General features: G+C 60.8%; 10 protein-coding genes and 1 pseudogene. 1 reads left to right on the top strand and 10 read right to left on the bottom strand.

Annotated features, from left to right (window positions below):
- Positions 1-25: 25 nt before the first annotated feature.
- The 4 genes and pseudogenes from ACV1FX_RS13630 to ACV1FX_RS13615 all read right to left on the bottom strand — a co-directional run bounded on the left by ACV1FX_RS13630 (position 26) and on the right by ACV1FX_RS13615 (position 6,707).
- Entirely contained in the window at positions 26-1,453 is a 1,428-nt protein-coding gene (locus ACV1FX_RS13630) for an HlyD family type I secretion periplasmic adaptor subunit (protein WP_473118069.1), read from the bottom strand.
- Positions 1,440-3,590, bottom strand: coding sequence for a type I secretion system permease/ATPase (locus tag ACV1FX_RS13625; RefSeq protein WP_473118194.1), 2,151 nt, complete (start codon positions 3,588-3,590; stop codon positions 1,440-1,442). Before ACV1FX_RS13625 ends, ACV1FX_RS13630 begins: the two co-directional genes overlap by 14 nt.
- Before the next feature lie 309 nt (positions 3,591-3,899).
- A pseudogene (locus ACV1FX_RS13620) lies at positions 3,900-4,214 on the bottom strand (cysteine peptidase family C39 domain-containing protein); the annotation flags it as partial.
- Between the two features lie 111 nt (positions 4,215-4,325).
- Entirely contained in the window at positions 4,326-6,707 is a 2,382-nt protein-coding gene (locus tag ACV1FX_RS13615; RefSeq protein ID WP_473118068.1) for a heparin lyase I family protein, read from the bottom strand.
- Between the two features lie 1,260 nt (positions 6,708-7,967).
- Here ACV1FX_RS13615 and ACV1FX_RS13610 point away from each other — a divergent pair.
- Positions 7,968-8,540, top strand: a complete 573-nt coding sequence (locus ACV1FX_RS13610; protein WP_473118067.1) for a heparin lyase I family protein — start codon at positions 7,968-7,970, stop codon at positions 8,538-8,540.
- Positions 8,541-8,652: 112 nt separating this feature from the next.
- On the opposite strand, the gene ACV1FX_RS13605 is transcribed toward ACV1FX_RS13610, so the two are convergent.
- Genes ACV1FX_RS13605 through ACV1FX_RS13580 form a run of 6 tightly spaced genes read right to left on the bottom strand, consistent with a single transcriptional unit; the run spans position 8,653 to position 14,329 of the window.
- The gene (locus ACV1FX_RS13605) at positions 8,653-9,594 is read right to left on the bottom strand and encodes a polysaccharide deacetylase family protein (protein WP_473118066.1); all 942 of its coding nucleotides are present in this window, start codon (positions 9,592-9,594) and stop codon (positions 8,653-8,655) included.
- Positions 9,591-10,547 (bottom strand): glycosyltransferase, encoded by a 957-nt coding sequence (locus ACV1FX_RS13600; RefSeq protein WP_473118193.1) that lies wholly within the window; start codon positions 10,545-10,547, stop codon positions 9,591-9,593. Before ACV1FX_RS13600 ends, ACV1FX_RS13605 begins: the two co-directional genes overlap by 4 nt.
- A gap of 54 nt (positions 10,548-10,601) precedes the next feature.
- The gene (locus ACV1FX_RS13595; protein WP_473118065.1) at positions 10,602-11,351 is read right to left on the bottom strand and encodes a hypothetical protein; all 750 of its coding nucleotides are present in this window, start codon (positions 11,349-11,351) and stop codon (positions 10,602-10,604) included.
- On the bottom strand, positions 11,348-12,529 hold the full coding sequence (locus ACV1FX_RS13590) for a DegT/DnrJ/EryC1/StrS family aminotransferase (RefSeq protein ID WP_473118064.1): 1,182 nt from the start codon (positions 12,527-12,529) through the stop codon (positions 11,348-11,350). The genes ACV1FX_RS13595 and ACV1FX_RS13590 overlap by 4 nt, the downstream gene beginning before the upstream one ends.
- Before the next feature lie 41 nt (positions 12,530-12,570).
- The gene (locus tag ACV1FX_RS13585) at positions 12,571-13,200 is read right to left on the bottom strand and encodes a sugar transferase (RefSeq protein WP_473118063.1); all 630 of its coding nucleotides are present in this window, start codon (positions 13,198-13,200) and stop codon (positions 12,571-12,573) included.
- 16 nt (positions 13,201-13,216) lie between these two features.
- On the bottom strand, positions 13,217-14,329 hold the full coding sequence (locus tag ACV1FX_RS13580; RefSeq protein WP_473118062.1) for a Gfo/Idh/MocA family protein: 1,113 nt from the start codon (positions 14,327-14,329) through the stop codon (positions 13,217-13,219).
- Positions 14,330-14,626: the final 297 nt, after the last annotated feature.

The following is a 14,626-nucleotide window of genomic DNA, read 5'->3' as shown; positions in this document are numbered from 1 at the left end:
GCTCATCGGTGATGCTTCGCTTCGTCTATCTCTCCCGCAGCGATTCCTGCTTGTACCTTGCCAGCGGCGAGAGAAGATAGCTGATGATCCTCCGCGCGCCGGTCTTGATCTCGACCGTTACCGCCATGCCGGGGCCGAGCTTGACGAGCTTGTCCTCTACCTGCATGTGCGTGCGGTCGAGTGAAATGCGCGCCGCATATTCCAGCTCCTGGCCTTTCGGTTCGCTGCTGCTTTGCGCCGCGCCCGATGCGCGGTCATTGGATCCGCCCTGCTGCCGGTCCCGCGTTATGGCGTCCGTCGACACGCTCAATACGTCGCCATGGAGGAGGCCGTAGCGCGTGAAGTTGAACGTATCGACCTTGATCTCCGCCTTCTGTCCCGGATGAACGAACCCGATGTCGCGGTTGGAGAGCATGGCTTCGATTTCGAGCTGGCTCTCGCTGGGAACCACGATGGCGAGCGCCTGCGCCGGCGTCACCACGCCGCCCACCGTGTGAACCGCGAGCTGTTGCACGACGCCGTCGACCGGCGCGGTCAGATGCTGGAGTTTCGTGCGCCGTTCCGCCTTGACCACTTCCTGCGCGGCGCTCGCCGCCTTCTGCTCGGCTTTCGCGAGTGCGTCATAGGTGGCGCGGCGATACTCCGCGGCGGTCCTTTCTTTCGTTTCCTTCAGCAACGCGATGGCTGCATCGGCTTCATGAAGACGGCTCTGCTGGAGGACGAGATCCTGCTGCAGGCCGACCAGTTCCTGATACTCGGAGAGATACACGACCTTCGACGCCAGGGCCTTGTCGACGAGCCCCTTCCGAATGTCGACCCGCTCCTGAAGCACCGGAATCGTCGCCTGGAGCTTCGCCACGCTCGCCGAAGTGGTCGCCCGCTCGGCTTCCTTCTGAGCTTGCTGGCGGTCGATCTCGGCGAGCTTGGCGCTCTGCTCGGCACGCTGGCTGGTCAGAAACTGGCGATGCATCTCGATCTCCGCGGCACTTGCGCCCTGCGGCGGCCGGAAGGCGGCAAGCGGATCCGCGGTAAGCGCTGCGCGCAGCCGCGCGGCGTCGAGTTCGGCCGCAAGGAGATCGCTTCTCTGGCGCTCCTGATCCGCCTCCGTCATCGTCGGGTCGAGCTCGATCAGAACGTCGCCCGCCTTGACGCTCTGTCCGTCACGTACGTGGATGGCGCGGACAACGCCCGTCTCGAACGGCTGGATCAGCTTGGTGCGCCCGCCCGGCACGATCTTGCCGGTCGCGGTGGCGACGATGTCGACGCTGCCGAATGAGGCCCATAGCAGCGCGACGCAAAAGAGCGCGATGATGCTCGCCCCGATCGCCCGACCGATCGGCGACGGCGGAGATTCGGTGATCTCGAGCGCCGCCGGCAGAAATGCAATTTCGTGTTCGCGCCGCCGGACTTCGGCTCTCGGAAACGGAACGATATTTCGGCTAGCGGACGTCATGGATACCGGCCTGCAGGTAATGGAGGTTTGCATAGCGCCCGTTCGAGCGGATCAGCTCATCGTGGCTGCCGTCCTCGACGATGCGGCCATGCTCGAGTGTGATGATCCGGTTCGCGTTGCGCACGGTCGAGAGTCGATGAGCGATGACGAACACGGTCCTCCCGGCCGCAATCCTTTTCATGTTCTGCTGGATGGCCCGCTCGCTCTCGTAGTCGAGCGCGCTGGTGGCCTCGTCGAAGATGAGGATCCGCGGATTGGTGATAAGTGCCCGCGCGATCGCGACACGCTGGCGCTGCCCGCCGGATAGGGTGTTGCCGCGTTCGCCCACGATGGTGTCATAGCCCTCGGGCAGCTCCAGGATGAAGTCGTGAGCGCCGGCGAGCGACGCCGCCTCGATCACGCGCTCCATGGGAGTGGCCGGATCGGCGAGCGCAATGTTCTCGCGAATCGAGCGATTGAAGAGCACGTTCTCCTGCAAGACGACGCCGATCTGGCGTCGAAGCCAGGTCAGGTCGACCATCGCGAGGTCAACGCCGTCGACCAGCACGCGCCCGCTCTCCGGCACGTAGAGGCGCTGGATCAGCTTGGCGATGGTGCTCTTGCCCGAGCCCGACGAGCCCACGATACCGACGACCTGGCCGGGCTCGACGCCGAAGGACACGTCGTGCAGCACTTCGGGGCCATCGGCCCGATAGCGGAACGTCGCGTGCTCGAATGTGACCTTGCCGCGGATTGCCGGCAGGGCGGCTCGGGTCGAATTGAAGCTTGGCTCGGGAATGGTGTTGAGAATGTCGCCGAGACGATCGACCGACAGACGCGCCTGGTGGAAATCCTGCCAGATCTGCGCGAGCCGAAGCACCGGCATGCTCACCCGTCCCGCAAGCATGTTGAACGCGACCAGCTCGCCGACGGTCAGATCGCCGCCGATCACGAGCCTGGCGCCGAAGTAGAGCGTTGCGGCGGTGACCAGCTTGTTGATCATCTGGACGGCCTGGCTCGCCGTATTGTTCAGGCTGAGCACGCGGAAGCTCGCACCGACGTAGCCGGCGAGCTGCTCCTCCCAACGGCGTTGCATCTGCGGCTCGACCGCCATCGCCTTCAGCGTCTCGACGCCCGTGACGCTCTCGACCAGGAAGGCCTGGTTTTCCGAGCCACGATTGAACTTTTCATCGAGGCGCCGGCGAAACAGCGGCGCTGCACCGGCTGAAATCCCGATGTAGAACGGGAACGATGCCAGAACGATCAGCGTCAACGACGTCGAATAGTAGAACATCACCGCAAGGAAGACGACGGTGAACAAGAGATCGACGACAAGCGTGAGCGCCGAGCTCGTCAGGAACTGGCGGATGTTCTCGAGCTCGCGAACGCGAGCGACCGAATCGCCGACGCGGCGTGTCTGGAAATATGCGATCGGCAACGCCATCAGGTGACGGAACAACCGGGCGCCAAGCTCGACGTCGATGCGGTTCGTCGTGTGCGCGAACAGATGGACGCGCAACGTGCCGAGAACGGTCTCGAACAGAGTCAGTGCGACGAGGCCCGCGACCAGGACGTCGAGCGTGCTGATGCTTCGATGCACAAGTACCTTGTCGATGATGACCTGGAAGAAGAGGGGGGCGACAAGGGCAAAGACCTGAAGAAAGAACGACGCAATCAGCACTTCGCCGAGAAGACGACGATACTTGTGGACCGCACCGAGAAACCAGCTGATATCGAACCGCCGGGAGAGATCCGTCAGGGCCGCTCGCCGGGTCATCAGAATGACTTCGCCGTCCCAGATCGCCTCGAGTTCTGCCTGGGTCATGGCTTCCGGGCGCGGAGACAATGGGCGCTGGACGAGAAGCTTGTCGTCGATGGCCTTGCCCAGGATCAGGAAGCTGCCGTCGCGCAGCACGGCGATTCCGGGCAGTGGCGTGACAGCAAGCCTGTTCCAGCTCGATCGCGTTGACCGGGCCTTGAGCCCGAACTCCCTGGCACAACGCAGGATTTCGGTCACACCGACCCGCGATGTGCCCATACGATGCCGAATTTGCTCGGGGTCGGCCGCGATGCCATGGCAACGCAGCAATATCGCCACCGCAATGAGCCCCGACTCATCGCCGCCCGCAGGCTCGGGACCCGCTTCCTGGAGGGGCATATCGCGGCCAACGGCGGAATAGGCAGCGGCCTCGCCGGCATAGCCAACCAGCGCGCGCCCGCGCTCGCCCAGATCGGCAAACGCATGGAGCACCCGACTTGCGAGGTGTTGAAATCCGGCGCGCATCGAACGGCCGTCAACTGAAAATGCAGGCAGCAGCAGGTCGCGAGCACGACCAACCAGATCACGCGCCCGCGTAATCAGATCGGCAAAGGCGTGATGCGCGCGGTAGGCGAGGCTTTGAGATCCTGTCAGGATCAAGCGGCCGTCCCAGATTTCTTCAAATTCTGCACGCGGCATCAGCCTGGGGTGTGACGAGGTCGGGTGCAGTACGAGCGCTGCGTCGTCGTCGACCTTCCCGAGCAGCAGAAATCCGCCGTCACGCAGCGCCGCGATTCCGGGCAAGCCGATGCTTGCGAGTCGTTTCCAATCTGTCGTGCGTGAACGGACCTTGAGTCCGAAATCGCCGGCGCAGCGGAGCATCGCGCGGATGCTGATTGCGCTTTCCCCGCAGCGGTCGCGGAGCTGGTCGGGCTCGGCGTTCACGCCATGAAGACGCAGGAACAGAGCCAGGGCTCGAAGCCCGAGATCTGCGGCATGGGCATTTCCATTCTGGATCGCCATTTTTTTTACTCAACCCTTCGCGGCTACCGACCGCGTACGATGTTCCTTCTCATGCATTCACAAACATTGACGGTGCCGCACCCAGGCGTCGTGCCTGGGTGCGGCCGGGCACTAATGTTGCGGTCTGGCCAGCAACGATTCCTGCCCCCAACCGGTCGCCTGCGACACGGCCGCGACGATCTGTCCGGCATCCACCCGGCCGGAGTGGCCGGCCAGGTACTGGTTCAGCAGTGCAAAGCTCTGGCTCGCCAGGGACGCCGTCGTCGCGCCGCTCGCAACCGGATGATCCGCCACGACGTTCGGCTGCTGCGAGGTCGTTGCCAGGGTGCTCGGTTCCATGTGCTGCTGGAGCAGCGCGAAGGCCCGGCTTGCCAACGATCCCGTGTTCGCTGTGTTCGCATGCTGAAGATCCGTGACGTGGCTCGTCTGCTGCGACGTGGTGGTCGTGGCGGGCGTGGTGACGTTGGTCACATGATCCGTCACGGTGCTCTTGTGCGACGTTGTGGTCGTGGTGCTCGCGGCGGTCGTAGTGCCGGCATGATGATGCGTCACGGTATGCTTATGGTGTGACGCCGTGGTCGTGGCCGGTCGTGGATCCGTCACGGTGATGGTCTGCGGCGAGGCCGTCGAAACCGCGCCGGTGGTCGGATCCTTCGCACTTGCAGTCAGCGTGAGCGTTGCCACCGGATGACCACCCCCGCGGTAGTACGAATGCAGCGTCAGTCCGCTGTCGACCTCTGCGGCCGTCAAGGTGATGTTGCTTCCATGGAAGGTCTTGCCATCGAGCTTGTCGGTGATCGTCTCGTACCTCGGCAACCCCGTGATGTTTACAGTCACGTGATCGTTGGAGTCCGTTGTCGTCACCTTGGTCCCGAGGTCGACCTTCCCGCCGCGTCCGGCCACCGAGAGCGATTTATCCGCGATCGTGAGGACCGGCTTGGTCACCGACGGAGTCGACGGGGTCGTCGGCGTGGTCGGAGTCGTAGGTGCGCTCGGAGTTGTAGGTGTGCTCGGAGTCGTCGATGTCGGCGGATCGATCTGCAGGCCTGTGAAGGTCTTCACTGCGCCCGAGAGATTGGCCGCAACACCGGACGAATCCTTGATGCTTGCACCGCTCGGAAGATTGACCCCGGTGATGGCGAGCGAGGACACATTGGTGTCGGTCGACGCGACAGTCGTCTTGAAGGTGAGCGTACCCGTCCCGGAGCCGCCCACATAGGTAGCGGTGTTGCCGTCGTTGAGCGCCAGCTTCGGCGTCCCTGTCACCGTCACGGCCTCATTGAAGCCGAGGGTCAGGGTGATCGTGTCACCGACCAGTTGGGTGCCGGTACCCGGGGAGGCCGTCGCCTGCGTGACCGCTGGCAGGATCGGATCGATCTGCAACCCCGTGAACGTCTTCACCGCGCCAGAGAGGTTCGCCGCAACACCGGATGCATCCTTGATGCTCGCGCCGCTGGGGAGATTGACCCCGGTGATGGCGAGCGCCGAGGTGTTGGTGTCGGTCGAGGCAACTGTCGTCTTGAAGGTCAGCGTGCCCGTTCCCGAACCACTGACATAGGTCGCGGTTCCACCGTCATTGAGCTTCAGCGTCGGCGTGCCCGTCACGGTCACGGCCTTGTTGAAGCCGAGCGTCAAGGTGACGGTATCGCCCGCATGCTCGATCCCCGTTGCCGGAGACGCGGTCGCCTGCGTCACCGCTGGCGTAACCGTTGGAGTGGTCGGCGTCGTCGGGCTGCTGGGGGCCGACGGGGTAGAGGGCGTCGTCGACGCTGCCGATCCGGTTGTTATCGTCAAATTTCGATAATCGGCGGCAACCGTCTCGGATGACGACGACCGATAGAGTCCCTGCTCCCAATAGGTGGGTTCGCCAAAGCCCAGGGGTCCATTGTAATTTACAACCTGGGTGCCGTTGATCGAGACGTGCAGATATCCGCCGCCGCTGTTGGAGACGTTGGCCTGGATGCTGATGTTGTTATACTGACCAGGCGTGATGGGATTGGGATCGGTCCACAGCGTCAGCATATGAAGATCGCTGGACGAGTTGCTTGGATTCCCGCCGGGCGAGTCATAGCGCGCAACAACCTGCAGGTGGTCACCAGCAAGCTGGATCGCGAATGGAGGCGAGGTGCCTACACCGGTGATCCAGTCAGCACTATGCATTTGTCCGGTGACAAACCATGATGCCGTGTTTGTAAAAGTCCCATTCGGGCCATTGGGCTCCACCATAAACTGATAGTTTAGGTTGATGGGCGTACCCGCCGGGATGACATCATTCTGGTTTGCGGACCCGTCAATATCGGCCCGATCAACAGGGTGTCCGGCATCGTATTGCCATTGATCGCCCGGTCGAATTTCGAAGCGTAGGGTTTGGGCGTCAGGACTGGTCAGGCTATAGCTCTTTCCTGCCGTCTCTACCCTGTAGGTATCGCCCCCGATATTAAGGATGCTGTTCGGTGTGGACGTAAAGCTCGTGATTGTACCGGTCGTATCCAATTTCAGGCCTCCGAGTTACAGAGATTCTCTTTGAGGTTGACAAGGGAATTCCACTGCCGCGCACGCGATGGCGCACGACATACCACGTGCTCGCAAGCGTTTGGCGTTGCGAACAGATTCCATAGCAGTGGGATTAAGGGTGCCCCCCAACTGCTGATGAACGGTTGGTTAATGAGCGAGTGTGGCCAAAAAAATAAGCGAGTAAGGCAAAAGTTCGAAACTGCAAATGCGGCGCGCCTGTGGCACTTGCGGCATGTCCCTGCAATTGCAGCTGATTTCGGGAGATGCTGCCTGGAGGGCTGCACCATAGGTTTCCACTGATAATACCAACGTATGTGCGCGTCGTTGTGAATGACCTCGTTTTCTCGCTCCGAGCTCGCCAGCGACGCTGGCAAATGTTGCGGGTATTGCGGGTGAGGCGCCGCGTAGCGTGTGATTCGTCCTTACAAGGCGCAATTCGCAAGGCCGTTCGCGCCGTCGAGACCCGGAATTTTGCTGCAGTTGCGGCATGTGCTTTTCGGCGAGAGCGGCGAGCCGCCGCGCTTGTTCGGTATCAAACCGCCGCGGTCCAGGGGTGAGGCCACCAGAATTCTCGATATGAGCGGCTCGGGAGTCGGGGTACCACTAATGATTTGGCTCGCCGAGCAGCCAAGTCGTTCACCGCTATCTTGCGAGTGGTAGAGTGGGAAGGCCCACCTTGGCCGCCAGTGCCGAAAAGATAAATCGGCGAGGAAGGTGTCATACGTCGATCCGAACTCCGTTACTTCAACAACGCGAAGCGCGGAATGCCCCGCGGCAATCATCGGTTCTATGTGAACGACCTCTTCGAAGGATCGTTTCCAGAGGCAAGGCGATGCTCGATGTCGGAGCAGGACCCTCCCGTCCTACGACACATGTCACGACGATCCACTGTACCGCATCCAGGCGCATCGCTCTCGAGCGCATCCTGAGTGACGGCTGCATCGAGATCGACTTCTGCACCGTCGAGAGGTCGACATCCGGCGCAAAAGGCGATGGGCGCATAAGCAGAGAGGATCTATGAAAGCGTCCATGTGCTCTTTATGGAAAGCCGCTCTTGGCGTTCCGATTTGCGTCATTCCTCTCGGGCTATTTACATTTTTGTTGGTTCCGACGGCCACTCCGACCCCATCATCTTCTCCGAGCCCAGCGTCGTCCCCAAGCCATTCACCTGGCTCCTCACCAACGACTCCTGCTCCTAACGTGACGTCTTTTTCAGGCGCCAACGGCTCGAGATTTTACGTGGATGGTCACCTCTTCTTGGTGGACAATGCTGGCCAACCCTACAATCTCACGAACCCTGACAGCCAGACTCTCCGCTTTGAGGTCCATTCTAAAGAATCCCAGGTGACCGGCGGTCAGAGCGAGCGCTCAGAAATTGAAGGTGTTTCTCACTTTCCGGTCGATGCCGACGTGCACTTAGCGTACGAGTTCATGATGGAATCCGGAGGCGTAAACACTGCTCGATGGATGGTGATTGGCCAGCTTTGGTCTGTGTGTTGCTCACCACCGTTTGCAGTTGAGATGAGACGCGACCACATGGCAATTGATGTGCGCTGGGCAACCGACAAGACCGAGCACGTGGTTTATTTGGATCCAAATCCAATCCAGCGAGACCGTTATTACGCGATGGATATCCGCGTGAATTTTGCGAAGGGCACGGCCGTTGTATTCCGAGATGGGGCGCAAATCCTGAATTACCAAGGTCCTCTGGGGTACGGAGGGGAGAGCCACTGGGAATACGGACTCTATCGCGCGCCGACGACCAACGACATTCAAGCCGCCAGGTATCGAAACCTAGTGATATCCCCTTGAAGAAGACGACAAGGGATGGATCGGGGTCATCGTCATGCCTCTTGGGTGCCTCAGCGAAAGATCCGGAGCCGAGCTGCGCGTTGCGGCGGTCGGCTTCGATCTGTCCGAGGCGTCAGGAATGTGCCTCCGCGTCACGTACCTTTCTCCTTGACGCATTGAGGAGAGCTTTGATTTCTCCCCACAGACCGCTCGCCTTGACGAGCAGTTCGTGTTGGTCCGCATCGTCCGGGATGCAGGTCCGGCGCAACGTGAAGAGCGGAGTCGTCTTGGTATTGAAGCCGCGATCGAGGGTCAACGCGCAGCTATAACCCGCTCTCTCCGCCAGCCGTATTTCTCGTTCGGAATAATCACCGTTCGGGTAGGCCAGCGCGTACACTTCGTGTCCGAGCGTGGTCTCGAGATCGGATCTCGATTCTGCTACCTCGGCCTCTGCCTTCTCCGCCGAGCAGCGTGGCAGGATTGGGTGGGAGACGGTATGGGATTGGAAATCCACCCTGCCGTTCAGGCGTCTGATTTCGGCAACGGAAAGTACCTGCCGGTCATCGAACTCTTCCACCTCCTCGAAGCCGGTCCGGCGCAGGGTCGTGAGGCGTTCGTCGTCAGGTACAATCTTCAGCCGTTGAACGATCGCCGATGCCCTCTCGTGCAGAAACCAGAATCTTCGCTGCGTGCCGATGAGACCGCTGCAGACGAAGATCGTAACCGGGATGTTGTGATGCTCGAGGACGTCCTTCAAGGCGAAGTTGCTGCTGTATCCATCATCAAGGGTAACGATCAATGCCTTTGGCGGCAGCTTGCTGAAATCGTTCGTCCGTCTTGCCTCGACATAGGCCGACAAAGGGACAATGTTGTAGAGGCGCCTGAGAACGCCGATTTGCGCATCGAAGATCTGTGGCGTTGGAGCGTGATAGACGAGAATCGTGACCTTGTTGCGCTGGAATACCTCCCGAAGAACGAACGGAAGCAACGTCAAACGCAATGCCAGAAACGCCAGTTTCCGCATCGCCGAACCCTCAAACCCCAATGAAAGCCCATGCCGGCGCATCGTCGTCATTCGCTCCGCAGCAAACGCCTATCCACCGCCCTTGCCCTGAAGTTGGAGACGACGTCGGTGTACACCCCGACGATCTTCTCCACGGTGAGCGCTTGGTCATATCTTGCCATTGCCGCTCGTCCCCGGAACTCGCCGCTCCGCGACCATTCAAAAGCCTCTTGAAGGTTGCGGGCAATCGTTCGGGCGTCCTGCGGACAGATCCGTGTTCCCGCGATGCCGCTTAACAGCTCGCCAATGTCGCCGACGTCGGTCGCCACCACCGGACGATTGCACGCGAGAGCTTCCTTGATTGAGGTCGGCGACCCCTCATAGTCCGAGCAGAGAAGCAGGGCATCGGCCGCGCTGTAGCACCACGGCATTTCGCTGTTCGGCATGTTGACGACCGTCATCAACTCCGCGTCAATGCCATCCTGCACGAGGCGTTCGACTGACGCTCTTGCCAGATCGTATCTCTTCTCGGGGCGCGCTGGATCAAACGGAAATAGAACAATATGCTTGTCTTTCCGCCACCCCAGCCGCGCTCGCGCTTTGTCACGATCGTACGGCTTGAACACGCCGAGATCGACCCCGCAGGGAATCACTATTCCGGGAATTCGTTTCCGCAGCGCCTCAGAAACGACGATGATGGCATCGGCGAAACGCGACACAGCCCTCGTGCTCAGCCGTTCAAAGAGACTCGTTCCAAGTACATCGGTCCCGTGCAGCGTGATGACCAGCGGTGCCCGCAACCGAAACATCGCAGGGTATGCCGAATAACCATAATGCGCATGGACGATGTCGTATGCCACTGCGCTCGTCATTCGCATGACATCGAGAGTGCCCCTCAGATAATTCATCTTGGACTGGGATCCGAGAATATCGATGACGTCGACCGTGTGTCCGGACCGACGCAACTGCTCTACCTGCTGGCACACGAAAGCCCCGGAGCCCGGTCTGTGCGGACTCGGATACATATTGGTGACGCAGAGGATCCTCACGACTGGTGTTCCCCTTGAACGGCCATAGAGTCACTGGTCTGCGCCGCTAGCCCCGTTGAGCTGCCGTCGGATCCCCGCCGGGACGCCCATCACGAGTGCACCGTCGGGCACGTCCTTCGTCACCACCGCGCCGGCGCCGACGACGGCCCCAACGCCCACTCTGACGCCTGGCAGCAGGTTGGCTCCCAAGCCGATCGCCGCGCCGCGCGCGATATTGGGTCCTAGCATGGGCGAACCGTCGTAACCGTTGCGCCCGATCGCATTGTCGTTCGAAGTGCCGACGCAGCCGGAGATGAACACGTCATCCTCGACCGTCATATTCCCTGCCAGCCAGGTGTGATCCTGCACCCGGACGCGATCGCCAATTCGCGTGTTGTAATTGACCGTGACGTAACGTCCGATGACAGTCTTCGAGCCGATCCGCGATTGTTCACGGATCGAGGCACCGTCACCGATGAGCGTCCCCGCGCCGACCGAGACGTCGTAGAAAACGACCGCGTTCGGTCCGATAGAACAGTCGGCGCCGATATCGACCCACGCCTCGAAGTGCGGCGCGCGCGACAACGCGCCGGCTCCCTTGGGCGCCTTGCCGATATAGGCTCCCGGAAAGATTTCCACGTTGTCCCCGATTCTTGCGCCGCTCTCAATCACGACATGCGGGTGAATGATCACCCGATTGCCAATCGTAACATCAGGCCGCACCACGGCGAACTCGGCGATCGTCACGTCCGCGCCAATCGTCTTGGTCTCGACCACAGCCCACGCACTGACTCGATTCATCGCAACTCCTTCCCTGCATCGGCGCTCAGCGCGGCGGGCACATACGTTGGATTCCGCCACGATTTCTCATGACCGTCCTGCTCGGCCGCAGCGGCCGCAATCGCGGCGACGCGGCGCACCTGATCGCGTGAGATCTCGGGAAACATGGGCAGGGACAGTGATTGCGCGGCCATCGCTTCGCAGCACGGCAAATCACCCGGTCTGTAGTCGAGATGGGCGAGAGCAGGCTGCAGGTGGAGCGGCAACGGATAGTGGATCCCGGTCGCCACGCCGGCCTCGTCGAGCTTGGCACGCATTGCGTCACGATCGTCCGTTGCGATCACATACAAATGGTAGACATGCGTCGACCCCTTTCGAACAAACGGCGTCTTGATCCCCGACTGCGCTAGGTCCGCGGCGTACCACTCCGCGGCGCGCCGCCGATTGGCGTTCCATTCATCCAGACGCCGGAGCTTGATCTGCAAGACGACCGCCTGCAAAGCGTCTAGCCGGCTGTTGAACCCAATCTCGGCGTGGCTGTAGTGGGTGGTTCGACCGTGGTCACGCAGTCGTTCGATCCTCTCGGCGATCGCGGCATTATTGGTGGTGACCGCTCCGCCGTCACCATAGGCCCCGAGATTCTTCCCTGGATAAAACGAGAAACATGCGACATCGCCGAGCGCCCCAGTACGGACCCCCTGATATTCCGCGCCGTGCGCCTGGGCTGCGTCTTCCAGTACATAGAGCCCGCGTCGCCGCGCGATATCCTTGATTGGACCCATGTCCGCCGGTTGCCCGAAGAGGTGGACTGCGATGATCGCTTTTGTCCGATCCGTTACCGCGCGCTCGGTCATCTTGGGATCGATCGTGTAGGTGACCGGATCGATATCGACGAACACGGGCCGCGCTCCCGTCGCCACGATGGCGGCCGCGGTGGCGATGAAGGTATGGGCGGTCGTAATCACTTCGTCGCCAGGACCAATCCCCAAAGCCCGAAGCGCGAGATGAAGCGCGTCCGTGCCGTTCGCCACACCGCGCGCATGGCGCACCTGGCAATAGGCAGCGAAATCTCTTTCGAACGAGGCAAGCGCCTCACCGCCTATGAACTGCGCGGAGTTGAGGACGCCCCGAATTGCTTCGGCGACCTCGTCTTTTAGTGTCTCATATTGCGCTTTGAGATCGACGAACGGAATGTGCATCTTTGAACCTCGCGAGAATTCGTCTTTGTTTCTTGAAAACGTCATCGGGCACCGTGCCCCCGCAGCACTGCGGGAAACGTCAGGGCAATCAACTTCAGGTCGGTCCACAAGGTCCAGTTCATTGCATATTCGACGTCCATCTCGAGCATTACCTCGGGGCTGACTCGACCTCGACCGCGCACCTGGCAAATTCCGGTTATTCCGGGCTTCACAATGTGGCGCTTATGGTGCCAGTCGCGGAAGTGTTCGAGTTCGTAAGGAATCGCCGGCCGTGGACCGACGATGCTCATTTCGCCCCGCAATACGTTGAGGATTTGAGGCAACTCGTCGAGGCTGGTTCTGCGCAGCCACCGTCCCACGCGCGTAACGCGAGGGTCGTCGGTCAGCTTATAGGGGGCGTCGGGGTCGTTCGAGAGGGTTTCGTTTGCCCAAAATCGCCGGATCGCCTCGCGATGAACGTTTTCGTCGGCGTTGTGGCGGAGCGTCCGGAATTTGAAGCAGTTGAACGGTTTCTCGTCACGTCCGATCCGACGTTGGCGAAAGACGGCAGGCCCGGGACTATCGAGACGGATTGCCACCCACACCACCATGAAGACGAGAGCCGACGGCACGATCGCGAGAACGCTGATCGCGACGTCGAGCACCCGCTTGCCGAAGTCCCGCGCGGTCATCTTCCGTCGCGTGGCTTCATGCGACGGCAATTTCTGGACCTCCAGCCGGTATGTTCCGCCGCCGAAAGATCCGTTGATCCTTACCGTTGCTACGTTGGTTGTGCTTGAGCCGTAGACAGGCCGATGCCTGCTCGAGCGCTTCGACAACGCGCAGCCCGTGCATTCCATCCGCGCGCGGCCGTTCCCCGGTCACGATCGCGTTGACGAAGTCGAGCACCTCGAGTTTCAGTGGTTCGCTGCTGGATATTGCAGGTATGTGAACGTCGCCGTGATGATAGGCCGACTGGAAGTCGGCATAGGAGTCGCCGTCGATCCGCGGCCTGAACCGCTTCTGGTACACGCGCACTTTCTCCGACGGCGCCACGTCGTCGAACACTAGCATCGCATCGCTTCCGACGATGGTAATCTGCCGTACCTTCACCGGGTCCAGCCAGGAAACATGCACGTGGGCTGTCGGGCCGCTCTTGAAGCCCATTTTGGCGTAAACGACATCCTCAACGTTGGGCAGTACGTGCGCGCAACCCCAGGCGCCGATGGTTTGCGGCACTTCTTCGAGCAAACAGAAGATGATCGAGAGATCGTGCGGCGCCAGGTCCCAAAGGACATTGGCATCCTGTCGGTAGAGACCGAGATTCAGGCGCCGTGAATCAATGTAGTAGAGCTCGCCGAGAGAGCCGCTCTGGATCATCTGGCGCATGACGCCAACCGCCGGGTGATACTCGAATGTATGCCCGACCATCAGCACGCGCTTGCGCTGTTCGGCGATAGCGTTCAACTCGCGGCATTGCGCGCTCGTCATGGCCAACGGCTTTTCGACGAGCGCGTGCTTTCCGGCCTGAAGTATCGCTCGCGCCAATTCAAAGTGCGTCTCCACAGGGGTGGCGACAATGACACCGTCTATCGAGGGGTTATTCAGTACCGCGCCGATGTCACGCGAAACGGCGACAGAAGGATATTGCGAACGGATATATTCCAATCTGTCAGGGCGTGGATCAACGGCCATCGACATCCTTGCGCCGCGTATATCGCAACTGACGCGGATGTGTTTCGAACCCCAGTAGCCGCAACCGATGACGGCGAGCGAGGGGCTGCCGTTCGCGGTCGGAATTTCCGCGTCCTTATTCGCCATGTTGGCTCCTTGTTTGAAGGCCCTGAACGTGCGTTCATTCAAGATAGCCGATTGGGCGCGCGCGCTGAGGTAGAACACGGATTATGATCTGCGCTCTTTTGGGGTACACAGGTTGGAATACCCCCGCGCTACGTTATCGCAGCTTTGGCCATAGCCGGAGTGATCGATCGGCCGGCCAGATATCTAAAGCCTTGTCGCTCAAGTGATTTTTCAGCACGGGTTGCGACAAATTGTTGCGTGTCTTGATCCTTGAAATTTTGGGTCGCATTGTTGGCCGCCAGAGCGATTGCTCCAACG

It is taken from the genome of Bradyrhizobium ingae (genome assembly GCF_055791185.1).
The sequence above is the reverse complement of the archived record's forward strand: the minus strand, read 5'-3'. Positions and strand labels throughout refer to the sequence as shown.